Origin of the sequence: Kitasatospora sp. NPDC059722 (genome assembly GCF_042733235.1) — a bacterium.
Classification (GTDB): Bacteria; Actinomycetota; Actinomycetes; order Streptomycetales; family Streptomycetaceae; genus Kitasatospora.
This window is the reverse complement of the sequence record NZ_JBHWGD010000011.1, coordinates 99,584-113,996: the sequence shown is the minus strand read 5'-3', so window position 1 is coordinate 113,996 and position 14,413 is coordinate 99,584. Positions and strand designations below refer to the sequence as shown.

At 73.9% G+C, this 14,413-nt stretch carries 14 protein-coding genes; 7 read left to right on the top strand and 7 right to left on the bottom strand.

The window, feature by feature from the left end:
• Positions 1-259 precede the first annotated feature (259 nt).
• Positions 260-679: a RidA family protein gene (locus tag ACFV4F_RS09800; protein WP_380501361.1), complete on the bottom strand. Its 420-nt coding sequence runs from the start codon at positions 677-679 to the stop codon at positions 260-262.
• 44 nt (positions 680-723) lie between these two features.
• Positions 724-1,230 carry a cupin domain-containing protein gene (locus tag ACFV4F_RS09795; RefSeq protein ID WP_380501359.1) on the bottom strand — a complete coding sequence of 169 codons (507 nt, stop codon included), beginning with the start codon at positions 1,228-1,230 and terminating at the stop codon, positions 724-726.
• An 85-nt stretch (positions 1,231-1,315) separates the two neighbouring features.
• Between ACFV4F_RS09795 and ACFV4F_RS09790 the strand changes: the two genes are divergently transcribed.
• Complete coding sequence (locus ACFV4F_RS09790; protein ID WP_380447328.1) at positions 1,316-1,819, top strand: MarR family winged helix-turn-helix transcriptional regulator; 504 nt, start codon at positions 1,316-1,318, stop codon at positions 1,817-1,819.
• 478 nt (positions 1,820-2,297) lie between these two features.
• Positions 2,298-3,230 carry an alpha/beta hydrolase gene (locus ACFV4F_RS09785; protein WP_380501357.1) on the top strand — a complete coding sequence of 311 codons (933 nt, stop codon included), beginning with the start codon at positions 2,298-2,300 and terminating at the stop codon, positions 3,228-3,230.
• A 106-nt stretch (positions 3,231-3,336) separates the two neighbouring features.
• Here ACFV4F_RS09785 and ACFV4F_RS09780 read toward each other — a convergent pair whose 3' ends face one another.
• Entirely contained in the window at positions 3,337-3,540 is a 204-nt protein-coding gene (locus tag ACFV4F_RS09780; protein ID WP_359971493.1) for a cold-shock protein, read from the bottom strand.
• Between the two features lie 415 nt (positions 3,541-3,955).
• Here ACFV4F_RS09780 and ACFV4F_RS09775 point away from each other — a divergent pair, with 415 nt between their 5' ends.
• Positions 3,956-4,183, top strand: coding sequence for a hypothetical protein (locus tag ACFV4F_RS09775; protein WP_380447332.1), 228 nt, complete (start codon positions 3,956-3,958; stop codon positions 4,181-4,183).
• Positions 4,184-4,555: 372 nt separating this feature from the next.
• Positions 4,556-5,326 carry a pirin family protein gene (locus ACFV4F_RS09770; RefSeq protein WP_380491894.1) on the top strand — a complete coding sequence of 257 codons (771 nt, stop codon included), beginning with the start codon at positions 4,556-4,558 and terminating at the stop codon, positions 5,324-5,326.
• 44 nt (positions 5,327-5,370) lie between these two features.
• Here ACFV4F_RS09770 and ACFV4F_RS09765 read toward each other — a convergent pair whose 3' ends face one another.
• Complete coding sequence (locus ACFV4F_RS09765) at positions 5,371-6,354, bottom strand: RNA polymerase sigma factor (protein WP_380501355.1); 984 nt, start codon at positions 6,352-6,354, stop codon at positions 5,371-5,373.
• An 86-nt stretch (positions 6,355-6,440) separates the two neighbouring features.
• Positions 6,441-7,016, bottom strand: a complete 576-nt coding sequence (locus ACFV4F_RS09760) for a hypothetical protein (RefSeq protein ID WP_380501353.1) — start codon at positions 7,014-7,016, stop codon at positions 6,441-6,443.
• A 255-nt stretch (positions 7,017-7,271) separates the two neighbouring features.
• On the opposite strand from ACFV4F_RS09760, the gene ACFV4F_RS09755 reads away from it, so the two are divergent.
• Entirely contained in the window at positions 7,272-9,248 is a 1,977-nt protein-coding gene (locus tag ACFV4F_RS09755) for a hypothetical protein (protein ID WP_380501352.1), read from the top strand.
• Between the two features lie 173 nt (positions 9,249-9,421).
• Positions 9,422-11,659, top strand: coding sequence for an MMPL family transporter (locus ACFV4F_RS09750; RefSeq protein WP_380501350.1), 2,238 nt, complete (start codon positions 9,422-9,424; stop codon positions 11,657-11,659).
• A gap of 13 nt (positions 11,660-11,672) precedes the next feature.
• Here the strand turns inward: ACFV4F_RS09750 and ACFV4F_RS09745 are convergent, their stop codons facing one another.
• Positions 11,673-12,155: a hypothetical protein gene (locus tag ACFV4F_RS09745; protein WP_380501348.1), complete on the bottom strand. Its 483-nt coding sequence runs from the start codon at positions 12,153-12,155 to the stop codon at positions 11,673-11,675.
• 258 nt (positions 12,156-12,413) lie between these two features.
• On the opposite strand from ACFV4F_RS09745, the gene ACFV4F_RS09740 reads away from it, so the two are divergent.
• Complete coding sequence (locus ACFV4F_RS09740; RefSeq protein WP_380447346.1) at positions 12,414-12,728, top strand: WhiB family transcriptional regulator; 315 nt, start codon at positions 12,414-12,416, stop codon at positions 12,726-12,728.
• Between the two features lie 104 nt (positions 12,729-12,832).
• On the opposite strand, the gene ACFV4F_RS09735 is transcribed toward ACFV4F_RS09740, so the two are convergent.
• On the bottom strand, positions 12,833-14,389 hold the full coding sequence (locus tag ACFV4F_RS09735) for an alpha/beta fold hydrolase (protein WP_380501346.1): 1,557 nt from the start codon (positions 14,387-14,389) through the stop codon (positions 12,833-12,835).
• Positions 14,390-14,413 lie beyond the last annotated feature (24 nt).

Genomic DNA, 14,413 nt, shown 5'->3' with positions numbered 1-14,413 from the left:
CTGTTTTTTTGGCGCGCGCCCGCCCGGGGGCCCCCCCCGCCCCCGCGGCGCCCCCCCCCGGGGGGGGGCGCCCCCCCCGCCCCGGGGCCCCCCCCCCCCCGCTGCCGTTCCTGCGGGCGCTGTTCCTCAGCGACGGCCCCGACATGGAACGACGGGTGTGCGCGGCGACCCGGGCCATGTGAGCGGTCCGCTCCGGCTCGAACGGCGGCGGTACGGCGAGGGATCCCGCCGACCGGTGGGACCCCCGTGCGTGGGTGGGTCAGCCCGCCGCCCCCGCCGTCGGCCGGATGGCGACCGCGTCGATCTCGAAGAGCATCCCCGGCAGGGCGAGCGAGGCGACCCCGCTGAGCGTCTGCGCGGGCAGCCGGTCGCCCCAGGCCCCGGCCAGGGCCTTGCCGAGGACGGCCAGCTTCTCCGGGTCGTGGTCGACGATGTACGAGCCGAGCCGGACCACGTGCTCGAAGCCGAGGCCGACCCCGGCGAGCGCGGTGCGCAGGTTGGCGAGGGCGAGCTCCGCCTGGGCGGCGAAGTCGCCGGGCACGACCTGACCGCCGGCGTCGGAGGCGTACTGGCCGGCGATGAACACCGGTTCGCCGGGCGCGGAGGCGGCGTGGCTGTAGCCGAACGGCGTCGGGTCGTGCAGGCCGGGCGGGTTGGTGATGGTGCGGGTGTCGGTCACGGGTTTCCTCCCCAGGTGTCGGGCCGGGCTCGGTGCCGGGCGGTCTACGGCTCGGACCGGGCGGCGTCCTCCCGGGCGTCGCGCCAACTCGGCGACTCCAGGAAGTGGTTGTCGAAGAGGTCCTGCTTGGCGAGCAGTTCCTCGACCGTCGCCTCGCCCGCGCGGATCCGCTCCAGCAGGCGGAAGTAGTCGAAGCGCTCCACCCCGGGGGTGATCACGATCAGCAGGTCCGCCCCGGAGTCCGGCGCCGCCGCGAAGGCATGCGGCAGATGGGGCGGCACCACCACGAGGTCGCCGCTCCGGGCGGTGACCACCTCGTTCCCGACCAGCACCTGGGCCGAGCCGTCGACGACGAAGAACAGCTCCGAGGAGCCCCCGTGGTAGTGCGGAGTGGCGCCGTCCCTGCCGCGCCCCAGCGTGACGCGCAGGGTGCTCAGGGCGCCGCCGGTGGCGCTGGAGTCCGCCAGCAACAGCCCCTTGCCGCCGAGCATTCCGACGGTCTCGGCTTCGTCGCCCCGTACCACCACGGCTTCCGGTCCGATCAACGTCATTGGCCTCTCCCCACAGTGAGCGCTCAGATAGTTCCATCGCTGATAGTACTACGTCTAACTATCTCCCATCGAATAACATGCCCCCATGGATCACGTGGACGTCATGCTCGACCAGTGGAGCCGGGAGCGCCCGGACCTCGACCTGGCGGCGGTCGGCACCGTCGGCCGCCTCGGCCGCCTCGCGCTGCTCGCGGGCCGGGTCGTCGAAGAGGTGTTCAAGCAACACGGCCTCCAGCGCGGCGAGTTCGACGTTCTCGCCACCCTGCGCCGCTCCGGCGCACCGTACGAACTGATGCCCTCCGAACTCGCCGCGCTGCTGCTGATGTCGCGGGCCGGCATGACCAGCCGGATCGACCGGCTGGAGTCGGCGGGCCTGGTGGAACGCCACACCGACCCGGCGGACCGGCGCAGCGTCCGCATCGCCCTCACCGCGGCCGGGCGCGCCCTCGTGGACGCCGCCTTCACCGACCACGCGGCCAACGAAACCGCGCTGCTCTCCGCCCTCTCGGGCGAGGAACGGGCCACCCTGGACGGGCTCCTGCGCAAACTGCTCGCCGACGTCGAGGGCGCGCAGAGCCCGGCGCCCTGACGGCCCGCCCGACGCCGACACGCCCGAGGTCCAGCCACCCGCGACCGCTCCGGAACGCCGTCGGCTGCCGTACGCGGGGAACGTCACCTCGGCGATCTTCGCCACGCTCATGAGCCTGATCACCCGTTCCCAGCCCGGGCAACACCGCAGCCGGCGGTGGCAGAGGAAGTGGACACGGCCGCAGGACAACACTGGTGAACACCTCGGTGGGACAACCGCGAAACCCGCCGGCCAGCTCGACGTCTCCCACCTGCCCGGCCCGGACACCGGCATCGGGCACGAGGAGCCGGGCGGCCGGAAGTCCGCAGCCGTGAACTCCAGCACCGACTCGCTCACCACTCACAGTGCAGGGCGTCATGGCGACCGGCCCTCGGACTCACCCGGACGGCCCCGCCCGGACCGCAGCCGGCGCCGCGCGGCACGAGGATGAGCGGGGTACAGCGGGGCACCATCCGAGAGGGAGCACGGGATCATGGCGATGGATCCGAGTATCCGGGCCCTCCTCCAGAAGTTCGGCCTCGACGGCCCGCCGCCGACCGCCGCGCCCACCGTGGAGCAGATGCGGGCCGGGAACCGGCAGCTGTCGCTCGCCGTGGCGCCCAGCCCGCCCCTGGCCGTCGGGTCGGTCGCCGACGACACCGTCGCCGGCGTGCCCGTCCGGGTCTACCGCCCGGACACCGCCGGCCCGACGCCGACCGTCCTCTTCATCCACGGCGGCGGCTGGATCCTCGGCGACCTGGACACGCACGACGGTGTCTGCCGCAGGCTCTGCCGCGATCTCGACGCGGTGGTCGTCAGCGTCGACTACCGCCTCTCGCCGGAGCACCCGTTCCCGGCCGCCTACGACGACTGCGTGGGCGTGGCCCGCGAAGTCGCCGCGGGCATCGACCGGTTCGGCGGGGGCGTGCTCGCGCTGGCCGGGGACAGCGCCGGCGCCAACCTGGCCGCCGCGGTGGCGTTGGCGCTGCGTGACGACGGCACACCGGTCGTGGCCCAGTTGCTGGCCTACCCGGCGACGGATCTCAGCGGCCGGACCGATTTCCCCTCGATGACCGAGAACGCCACCGGCTATCTCCTGACGGCCGACGAGTGCCGGCACGACATCCAGCTCTACACCGGCGGCGACCCCTCCACCACGGCCGATCCCCGGGTGTCGCCCCTCCTCGCCGCCGATCACCGGGGCCTCGCGCCGGCGGTGATCGGCGTCGGCGAGCACGACCCGCTGCGCGATCACGCACTGGCCTACGCGGACGCCCTGGCCGCCGCCGGAGTGCCGGTGCGCCGGCACGTCTACCCGGGGCTCATCCACGGCTTCCTCAACTACGACAGCGTCTCGCCCGCCGTGGACACCGCTGTCACCCAGTTGTACGCCGAGTTCGGGGACTTCGTCCGCTCCGCACGACCGGCCTGACGGACGCCCGCACCGGCCGGACACGCACTCCCGGAACGACGAAGGGGCCCGTACCGCGCATTGCGCGGTACGGGCCCCTCACTACCGGACGAACGCCCGGCCGGAATTACAGCGGGCGGATGTTCTCCGCCTGCGGGCCCTTCTGGCCCTGCGTGACGTCGAACTCGACCTTCTGGCCCTCGAGCAGCTCACGGAAGCCGTTGGCGTTGATGTTCGAGTAGTGGGCGAAGACGTCAGCGCCGCCGCCGTCCTGCTCGATGAAGCCGAAGCCCTTTTCCGAGTTGAACCACTTCACGGTACCGGTGGCCATGAGAAATCCCCTTCAAGAGACCGTCCGAAGTCCGCACATTACGGACTTTCGAGTCGCCGCGATGAGAACCCTCCGAAAAGCCGGAAAACGAAAAATGCGCCTGCGACAATCAGCAGGCGCACACAAAGTTCATGGGAACCACTACTGCAACTACTTCGACTGTAGCAGGCCCCGACCCTCCCCGGCGAACACTCCGCGCGAATTTTTCGGCCGCCCCGCCCGGGCCCGCCTTCCCCGCTCCGACCCGGCCGGCAACCGGCATGCCTGGCAGTACAGTTGGAGGCGTCCGCGCCACCGTCCGGCCCGGTCCTGATTTCGGGCCCGGCAGGGGGCGTGTCGGCCACGGCGCACACCGCACCGATTCGGACTCTCCGGGAAGACCCGTCCCACCGATTTTCGGAGCATACTGACCACGATGAGAAAACCACCGGCAGTCCGACGCCCCTTGCCCACCAGCCCCTTCAAAGCCCGGCCCGCCGCACCGCCCAAGCGGTTCGCCATGGGCGACCGCGTCACCCACGACAAGTTCGGCCTCGGCCGCGTCATAGACGTGGAGGACGGGCCCGAGGCCGCGGTCCTGGTCGACTTCGGCTCGCGACAGGAGCGGATCACCCCGCCCTACTCCTCCATGTACGCACTCTGACGGCCGCCGGACCGCTTCGCGCCCGCTTCCGGTCCCGGCCACGCCCGGGACCCCTGGAGCCGGAGCGGCCACCGGCGCCTTGAGTGTGTCCTGGGCGAACCGTCCGCCCTCACGGGTGACGCTGCCAGTGGCAAGCGGGTGAACTCGTCCCCGCCCAGCCGACCGCCGCCGTCCGTGTCCAGCACGCAGAAGACGCGGCGCTTCGATTCCGGCACCGTGCTGCCTTCCGACCTCGTTCGGCGATCTTCCGGCACCGCAACTTCGCGCCGCCATCCCACGGAATAGTTGAACGATGAACTATGTTGGGCGTGACGAAGGCACCACCGGGCACCCGAAGGCCGCCGCCGGGCGACCAGCCGAAAGGACCACGAGATGAGCACCGCCGCGAACCTCCCCCGCATCGACGTCCGCCGCTCCGACGAGCGCCTCTCGACCAAGATCGACTGGCTGGACTCCAAGCACTCCTTCTCGTTCGGTGGCCGCTTCGACCCCGCCAACACCCACCACGGGGTGCTGCTCGTCAACAACGACGACACCGTCCGGCCGGGCAGCGGCTTCGAGACCCACCCGCACCGCGACATGGAGATCGTCACCTGGGTGATGCAGGGCTCCCTGGTCCACCAGGACTCCACCGGCCACTCCGGCGTGATCTACCCCGGGCTCGCCCAGCGCATGAGCGCCGGCAGCGGCATCCTGCACTCCGAGAAGAACGACTCCTGGCGCCTGGGCGGCACCGACGTCCACACCGACCCCGTCCACTTCATCCAGATGTGGGTGGTCCCCGACGAGAGCGGCATCACGCCGGGCTACGAGCAGCTCGAAATCGACGACGAGCTGCTGTCCGGCGACCTGCTCCCGGTCGCCTCCGGGATGGCCAAGCACGACGGCGCGTCCGCCATCCGCATCAAGAACCGCTACGCCGCCCTGCACGTCGCCCGGCTGCGCCCCGGGCAGGACGTCGAACTGCCCGACGCCCCCTTCCTGCACCTGTTCGTCGCCCGCGGCGACGTCGTTCTCGAAGGCGCCGGCCCGCTCACCGCGGGCGACGCCGTGCGCTTCACCGCGACCGGCGGCCAGAAGGTCACCGCGACCGAACCCGCCGAGATCCTGGTGTGGGAGATGCACGCCACCATCGCCCCCTGAAGCCCCTGAGGCCCTGAAGCGGCCGTCGCCCGCCCGCCGACCCCTCAACCGCTCACCGGCCGCCCCGGGAATACCACCTGGAGCCGCTGGACCCGCCGGTCGCGGCGGAACATGAGCCACGCCAGCGTCGGCGGGCAGGGGTCGGCGGCGCCGGCGGGGTTGACGACGTCCATCTCCCAGATCGTGATGTCCCGGCTCGCCACCACGTGCCGCACGTGCTGGCGCACGCCCTTCTCGCGCACCTGCCGCATGACCGGGAACGGGTGCACGCGCTCCCCCGGCCGGCCGAAGCGGCCGGCCATCTCGGCCTGGTCCGGCCACAACTCCAGGATCTCCCGGGGCAGATGGCCGCGCGCCGACGCCTCCAGCGTCGCCACCGCCTCGTGCCGGCTCTCCTCCGCGAGGGCGGAGGCGTCGTCGTGCGCCCGCGCGGCGGTCGTTTCGAGCGCCTTCGCCATCTTCGCGCGCGCCTGGCTGAGCCGGCTGCGGACCGTGCCGACCGGCACCTCGCACGCGGCGGCGATCTCCTGGTAGGAGGTGATGCCGCTGAAGTGCCGCAGCATCAGCACCAGCCGCAGCTGCTGCGGCAGTTCCTCCACCGCGCCCCAAATCCAGTCCCGCATCGCGTGCTGCTCGATGAGCCGCTCGGGCGGCGACTGCTCGTACCCGCGCAGCCGGACGAGGTCGCGCTCGTCCAGGCCGGGTGTCTCGCGCGAATCGCGTAGTCGCATGCGGCAGGCGTTGCGGACGACGGCCCTCAGCCACGGCCCGACGGCCGCCGGGTCCCGGACGTCGCCGATGCGGCGGAGGGCCGTCAGCGCGGCGTCCTGCACCACGTCCTCCGCGTCCGGTCCGCAGCCGAGCAGGCGCAGCGCGACGGCGCGCATCGCCGCCTGGTGGCGGGTCAGGAGCAGCCCGAGGGCCGCCGTGTCGCCGGCCTGGGCGCGGCGTGTGAGCGCCGCGTCGTCGGCGGAGGCGGAAGCGGTGGTGGAGGTGGTGGTGGAGGTGGTGGTGGTGAGCGGTGCCATCGTCCGTACGCCTCCGGGAAGATCTTGCGCGCCAGGCCGGTTGAGGCCTTCCGGAGGACGATACGCCGGGCGCCGCGCCCCGGCGGCTACTGCTCCTGCGGGACGGGCGCCGCCCGCGCGAGCAGCCGCGCCCGTGCGCGGGCGGGATGCACCCTCGTGAAGACCGCCGGGCAGGCCAGGCCGGCGACGTGGGCGGCGATCCCGACCCAGGCCGGGGCGTGGACCGCGCCGCCGACGGCCAGGCTCACGCAGATGAACGTGAACCCGGCGCCCCACGCGGCGGTGATGCGGTTGTTGACCGCGATGAACTCCGGCCGGTCCCAGTACTCGCGGGGCGTGCGCCGCCGCGCGATGCCGAGCGTGAACGGGCGGCGCAGCGCCAGGGAGCCCCAGGCGGTGACGGCCAGCCAGGCGAACGAGAGGATGCCGGCCGGCTTCGACAGCGCCGCGTGCGGCGCGGCGAGGGCCACCGCGCCTACGGCCGCGAAGTAGACGACGGCGCTGACCTCCAGGACGAGCGCGTCGAGGCCGACCCCGCGCCGCCGGTCCTGGAGCAGGAGCAGCAGTCCCGACGCGAGCCCGCCGAGCGCGCCCCAGCGCCAGTCGAAGGACGAGACGGCCCCGGAGACGATCCAGGGGACGAATCCGCGCAGATAACCCATGGGAAGGAACCTCGCTGAGATGGTGAGGGTGGATGGCTGACACGGACTGGATGCACGGCGGGCGCGGAAGTTCGATCCCCGGCGCGTGATGCCGGTCACACGGGGCCGCCTCGGCGGGCGGGTCTCGCCCGTCCCGGGCAATTTCCGCCGTGTCCGGCGGCCGGTCGCGTGCGGGCGGGCCGGGATGTGGCAGGTAGGAGGGCGGCGGGCGGCCCGTCCCCCTCCGATGATCCCCCTTCACCGAATGGAGCCCCCATGCGCAGACGTCGCGGTGCCCTGATCGCCGCCGCCCTCCTCGCCCAGCTCGCCGCCGGGCCGTCCCACGCGGTCGCGGCGGGCTGGGAGCCCACCGAACAGTGCGGGGTCGTGCGCGGCGGTGACGGGCCGCTGGGCGGGGCCCAGGTGACGCTGTACCAGGCCGGGGACGGCGAGGGCAGCCGGCCGCGGGTGCTGGGCAGGGCGCGGAGTGCGGCGGACGGGCGGTTCACGCTCGACTACCGCCGCCCGGAGGACCCCCGCGCCGTGCTGTACGTGGTCGCCGACTTCGGGCGGGAGCGGCGCGGCACCGCACACTCCGCGGTGGCGCTCGCCGCCGTGCTCAGCGGGGCCGCCGCGCCGCCCGAGCTCGTCGTCAACGAGCGGACCACCGTCGCCACCGCCTACGCGCTCGCGCGCTTCACCGGCCCGGGCGGCGTCACCGGCACCTACCCCGGCCTGCAGAACGCGGCCGCCATCGCACACAACCTGGCCGACACGGGCACCGGCGAGATCGCCGCGCCGCTCGCCGCCCCGCCGAACGGCTCCCAGACCTCGACCATGGCGGAGTTCAACACCCTGGCCGACCTGCTCGCCTCCTGTGTCACCGGCGACGCCTGCGACCGGCTGCTCGACCTGGCCCGCCGCCCCGGCCACGAGCGGCCGCGCAACACCCTGCAGGCCGCCGTCGACATCGCGCACGACCCCGGGAACAACGCCGCCGCCCTCTTCGACCTCGCGGCGACCACCCCGCGCTACGGGCCCGCGCTCCCCGCCGCCCCCGACGCCTGGACCGTGGCCCTGCGCTACGACGGCAACGGCCACGAGGTCGACGGCCCCGGCAACCTCGCCTTCGACGCCGACGGCAACGCGTGGATCACCAACAACTACGTCTACAAGGCCGACCGGCTCGTCCCGACCTGCGGCGGCCGCACCGTCCTCAAGTTCACCCCCACCGGCCAGGACGCCCCCGGCGCGCCCTACCAGGGCGGCGGCCTGTACGGCGCCGGGTTCGGGGTCACCGTCGACGCGAAGGGCAGCGCCTGGGTCGGCAACTTTGGCTTCCAGGGCCGCGGCTGTCCGATCGACCCGACCCGGCTCGAACGCAGCGTCTCCCAGTTCGCCCCCGACGGCACCCCGCTGTCCCCGCCGGACGGCTGGCGCGGAGCCGGGATCGCCCAGCCGCAGGGCATGTCCGCCGACCGTGCCGGCACGGTCTGGGTGGCCAACTGCGGCAGCGACAGCGTGGCCCGGATCCCGGACGGCGACGCGACCCGCGCCCGGGAGATCGCCACGCCCGGCGTCCGGAAGCCGTTCGGCACCTCCGTCGACCCGGCCGGGCGACTCTGGGTCGGCGGGAACGGCAGCGACACCGTCCAGGTCGTCGGCCCGGACGGCACCCCGGGGCCGACGGTCTCCGGCGGCGGCCTGAGCAAGCCGCTGGGCGTCGCCACCGACAGCCGGGGCAACGCGTGGGTGAGCAACAGCGGCATCCTGCCGGTGCCCTGCGGGAACAGCTCCGTGGACGACCTCGCGAACGCGGTGGCGACCGAGGCGGGCCCGCGCCCGGGCACCTCGGTGACGTTCATCGGGTCCGACGGCACCCCGGCGCCCGAACCGTTCACCAACGGCGGCCTGTTCCTGCCCTGGGGCGTCGCCGTCGACGGTGACGACACCGTGTGGGTCGCCAACTTCGGCGGCCACCGCGTCGCCCGGCTGTGCGGCGTCAACCTCGCCGCCTGCCCGCCGGGGTACCGCACCGGCCAGCCCATCTCCCCGGCCGGCACCGGCTACACGAGCGACGGGCTGGAGCGCAACACGGGCGTCCAGATCGACCCCTCCGGCAACGTCTGGCTGGCCAACAACTGGCGGACCGTCCCGATCCAGACCAACCCCGGCGGCCACGAGATGGTCGTCCTGATCGGTGCCGCGGCACCCGTCCCGGCCCCGAAGCTCGGCGGTCCCGCGCAGCCCTGACGCCCGCGGGGCGAATGGAAGGGACCGCGAGCGCGCCACCCGGGTGGGCCGGGTGCCGGAGCAGCCGAAGCCGTCGGGGCGACTACCCGCCGGTACCGGTGCCCGGCCCGGCCCTCCCGGGAACACTGCGCCGGTTCGGCCGCACCACCGCGCAGAAGACCCGGGAGACGCCCATGCCGCCGTCCGCACGCCGCGCCCCCTCAGCCGCAGCACAGCCGGCCAGGCGCGCGGGCCTGCGCCGCCTCGGTGAGTGGTGCGCGCGCCACTCGGTGCTCGTCATCGTGCTGTGGATCATCGCCCTGGCCGGCGTCCAGGCCGCCAACAAGACGGTCGGCGGGACCTACTCGGACGACTTCTCGCTCCCCGGCACGCAGGCGCAGCAGGGCCGGGACCTCCTCACGGCCCACGTGCCGGCCGCCGCGGGCACGAGCTCCCAGGTGGTGCTGCACGACCCCGCCCAGCTGGCCGGGTTCCAGCCGCAGATCGCCCAGACCGTCGCCTCCCTCCAGCAACTGCCCCACGTGCTCTCGGTGCAGAGCCCGCTGCCGCCGCCCGGGCAGCCCGCCCCGCCCGGCGGGCCGCTGGCCGCCGACGGGCTGACGGGGTACATCACCGTCCGTTTCGACACCGCGCCGGCCCTGCTCGGCACCGAGTACCTGACCGGCGTGGACGCGGCCGTCCAGCCGCTGCGGCAGGCCGGGGTCCAGGTGGAGTACGGCGGGCCGCTGGGCGAGCTGGCCCGGCCGGCGCCGGACGACCGGGCGAGCGAGGTGATCGGCTTCGCGGTCGCGATCGTCGTGCTGCTGGTGGGGTTCGGCAGCGCCATCGCGGCCGGGCTGCCGCTGCTGACGGCCCTGTTCGCGGCGGTGGTCGGCCTCGGGGTGCTGGGGCTGGTCGCGGCGCTGTCCACCTTCGCGACCGTCGCCCCGACGCTGGCCACGATGATCGGGATCGGCGTCGGCATCGACTACGCGCTGTTCCTGCTCACCCGTCACCGGCAGAACCTGATGGACGGGGTGGACCCGGTCGCCTCCGCCGGGCAGGCGGTGGCGACCAGCGGCCGGGCGGTGCTGGTCTCCGGCTGCACCGTGATCATCGCGCTGTCCGGGCTCTCGGTGTCGGGCATCTCGTTCATCGCCAAGCTCGGGGCCGCCGCGGCCGTCACCGTCGTGTCGGCGGTGCTCGGCGCGCTCACCCTGCTGCCCGCCCTGATGGGGGTGCTCGGCCGCCGGATGGACCGCTTCACCGTCCGCCGCCCGATCGCCGAGGCCGGCGGCGACGGGGGCGGCGGTGGCGAGGGCGGGGCCTGGCACCGCTACGCCCGGCGGGTCGAGGCGCGCCCGTGGCAGTACCTGATCGCCGGGGTGGTGGCGCTGGCGGTGCTGTCGATCCCGCTGCTCTCCATCCAGCTCGGGCACATCGGCGACGGCGCCGACTCCCCCGACTTCACCGACCGGCGCGCCTACGACCTCATGTCCCAGGCCTTCGGCCCGGGCTCGAACGGCCCGCTCACCGCCGTCGTCGACCAGAGCGCCGTGCCCGCCGAGAGCCGGCCGACCGTCCAGAGCGCCGTGCAGCAGGCCCTCACCGGCCTGCCCGGCGCCGCCAGCACCACCCCGCTGCAGACCAGCCCGGACGGCGCCGTGCTGTTCGCCACCGTCATCCCGGCGGCCGCTCCCCAGGACCGCGCCACCACCGACCTCGTCAACCACCTCTCCGACACCGCCCTGCCGGACGCGGTGGCCGGCACCGGCGCGAAGACCTACGTCACCGGCAACACCGCGGCCCAGGTCGACTTCCTGGACATCGTGTCGAGCCGGCTGATCCTGATCATCGCCGTGGTCGTCGGCCTCGCCTTCCTGATCATCCTCGCCGTCTTCCGTGGCCTGCTCGTCGCCGTCAAGGCCGCCGTGCTCAACCTGCTCTCGATCGCAGCCTCCTACGGGGTTGTGGTCGCGGTCTTCCAGTGGGGCTGGGGCGGGCCCGCGCTCGGCGTCTCGGGCAAGGTCCCGATCGAGAGCTACGTGCCGATGATGATGTTCGCCATCGTCTTCGGTCTGAGCATGGACTACGAGATCTTCCTGCTCTCGCGCGTCCACGAGGCCTGGCTGCGCACGGGCCGCAGCCAGGACGCCGTCGCCCACGCGCTGGAGATCACCGCCCGGGTGATCACCTGCGCGGCGCTGATCATGGTGAGCGTCTTCGCGGCGTTCATCGTCAGCGACAACATCGTGATCAAGATGATGGGCCTCGGACTGGCCGTCAGCGTCCTCGTGGACGCCACGATCGTCCGGCTGCTGCTCGTCCCCGCCGTCATGACGCTGCTCGGTCCGGCGGCCTGGTGGACCCCGCGCTTCCTGGACCGGATCCTGCCGCACATCGACACCGAGGGCGAGGGCGAAAAGCCTTAAGCCGCAATGGAGTTCACCCCGGAGGCAGCCGCTTCAGCGACGCCATCCCGTGCAGGACCCGGCCCTCGGTGCGCGCCTGTTCCAGGCGCCGGGTGAACACCTCCAGCCGGACCTCGGGCTCCAGTTCCATCAACCCCGGCGGCCACGTGCCGGGCGGCACCAGGACCACGACGGCCCCGCCCCGGCCCACGGCCGCCGCCAGCCAGGTGGGCGACGCCGCGACCACCTCGTCCGGCTGCCACACCTCGCGCCCGCCCACCAGCGCCAGCCGCTCCAGCCGCCCGCCGCCGACCTCCACGGCCCCGCTCGTGGCCGGCGGCTCACCGGCGGCCAGCACGAACCCGCTCTCGACGGCGTTGGCCAGCAGATCCGCGTGCAGCCCGGGCCCGACCTCCACCACGACCTCCGCGAGCGGCGGCCCGTCCTCCACCTCCCGCACCGCCAGCGCCCACACCACCGGCGTCCGCCCCCGCCCGTACCGCGTCTCGTCAGCCACACCCCACCAACGAGCCACCGCCCCGGGCGGCACCCGCCTCACACGATCGGGCGCGGGCGGCCGGGCACGGTGGACCGTCCGGACGGGCTGCGCGGTGTGAGGGGCGCCCGGTCCGGAAATTCACTAGTCCGGTAGATTCACCCGATCGGGTGAGGTGCCGCTTCCGTGGGGGCTGGGGCGGTGCGTAGTGTCGACGACCCGGTCCGTGATCAACTGTCAGGGCCGGGTGGTATTGCGAGCCCTGGGGAGGGGATCGACGTGGAGGACACGGACTGGGCCAAGCGCGGGATCTGCCGTACGGCGGATCCGGACGAGCTTTTCGTCGACGGCGCGGCGCAGAACCGGGCGAAGGCGGTGTGCTCCGGGTGCCCGGTGCGCACCGAGTGCCTGGCGTACGCACTGGACGAGCGGATCGAGCACGGCGTCTGGGGCGGCATGACGGACCGCGAGCGGCGGGCCCTGCTGCGGCGGCGTCCGACGGTGGACTCGTGGGCCCGGCTGCTGGAGCAGGCGCGGACCGCGTACGAGCAGCAGACCGGGCGTCTGCGGGCCGAGCTGGTCCGCGCGAGCTGACCGGGCCGCGCACGTGGCGCGGCCCGGCCGGTCATGCGGTCGTATGGCCATGGCGGTCGTACGGCTATGCGGTCGTGCCGTCTTGCGGTGGTGCGGTGCTGCCCTCAGCGGGTGACCGGTGCGACGGCGATCGGCGGGATCGCGGCGAGGCAGGACGTGTCGCCGGGCTCGCCGGTGCGGATGAAGTGGGTGGAGATCGCCAGCGTGCAGCCGGTCGACTCCAGCTCCGGGACGTGGCCGGCGTTCGGCACCGAGACGAACGTGCTGTGGCGGAACCGGGCCGCCGAGCGGCGGGAGTTGGCCTCCGGGGTGTTGGTGTCGAGGTCGCCGGAGAGCACGAGGACGGGGACGTCGGGCAGGTCGAGGTCGACGTCCTGCGGCTGGGCGGTGTTCTTGCGCGGCCAGGTCAGGCAGTTGTCGCCGCCGTCGCTCTGGCCCTCGGTCCAGCCCTTGGGGCTGAAGGCGCCGAAGTCGGCCGGGTTCGCGGCGGAGAGGGCGCGCTGGTACTGCCGGCGGCGCTGCGCGAGCGGGGCGTCGTGATCCCACGCGCGGACGTAGTCGTTGCACGTGACGGCGAGGAACGAGGCCTGGTCCTCGGTACTCGTGTGCTCCATCTCGGCGCGGACCAGCGCGGCCAGCGGGCCGTCGTCGCCGTTGGCCGAAGCGTGCAGGGCTGCGGGCAGGTCGCCGAGCAGGGAGCGCTCGGCGGGATGGGAGCCGATGCCGCGGCTGGCGGGCTCGTAGAGGAGATTGGCGAGCTTGTCCTCGGTGAAGGCGATGGTGCGCGGGGTGCCGCCGAGCGTCGCGGTCACGTCGAGGGGCCGGGTGCGCAGCTTGGCGGCGACGGTGGCGAGGTCGCGGACGGCGGTGTCGGGGTCGCAGGCGCCGCTGCGCTCGCAGATCCGGCGCAGGGTCTCGGAGACGTGCCGGGCGGTCGCGCGGACCAGCGGGTCGAAGTCGACGGGGTAGGCGCCGGACAGGACCATGGACTCGACGCGGTCGGGGTGGCGGTCGGCGAGGACGGGCATCAGGTAGGTGCCGTACGACAGGCCGTACAGGACGAGCTTGGGGGCGCCGAGGCGGGCGCGGGCGGCGTCGATGTCGTCGGCGGTGGCGGCGCTGGTGTAGCCGCGGGCGCGGGGGCCGAGTTCCTCGGCGCAGCGGGCGACGGCGTCCTGCTGCTCGGCGCGCGGGGCGAAGCGGTAGTCGGCCTCGGTGACCTTGCAGGGCAGGCGGCCGGACTTGCCGGTGCCGCGCGGGTCGAGGAGGAGCAGGTCGTAGTCGTCGAGGGCGCCTTCGAGGGCGGCGGCGACGAGACCGGCCCGGTCGATCAGCGTCTCGCCGGGGCCGCCGGGGTTGACGGCGATGGTGCCCTTGGCCGGGCCGGGTCGGGTGTGGCGGACGACGGCGTAACCGAGGTCGATGGTGCCGAGGCGGGGCGTGCCGTCGACGAGGGGGCGGCGCATGGTGTCGCAGTCGACGCGGTGGTCGGGGACGGTGGGGCACCAGGCGGGCTTGCCGGGGGCGGTGGTCGCGGCGTTGGCGGTCGTGCCGAGCGGGACCGCCGTCGCCACGACGGCCAGCGCGGCGGCGGCCAGGGCCAGGCGGCGGCCCCGGGCCGCGGGGGTGTTCGTCGTGCTGGTGCTGGTGCTGGTCGTCATGGCTCTCCGGCCTTCCGTACGTCC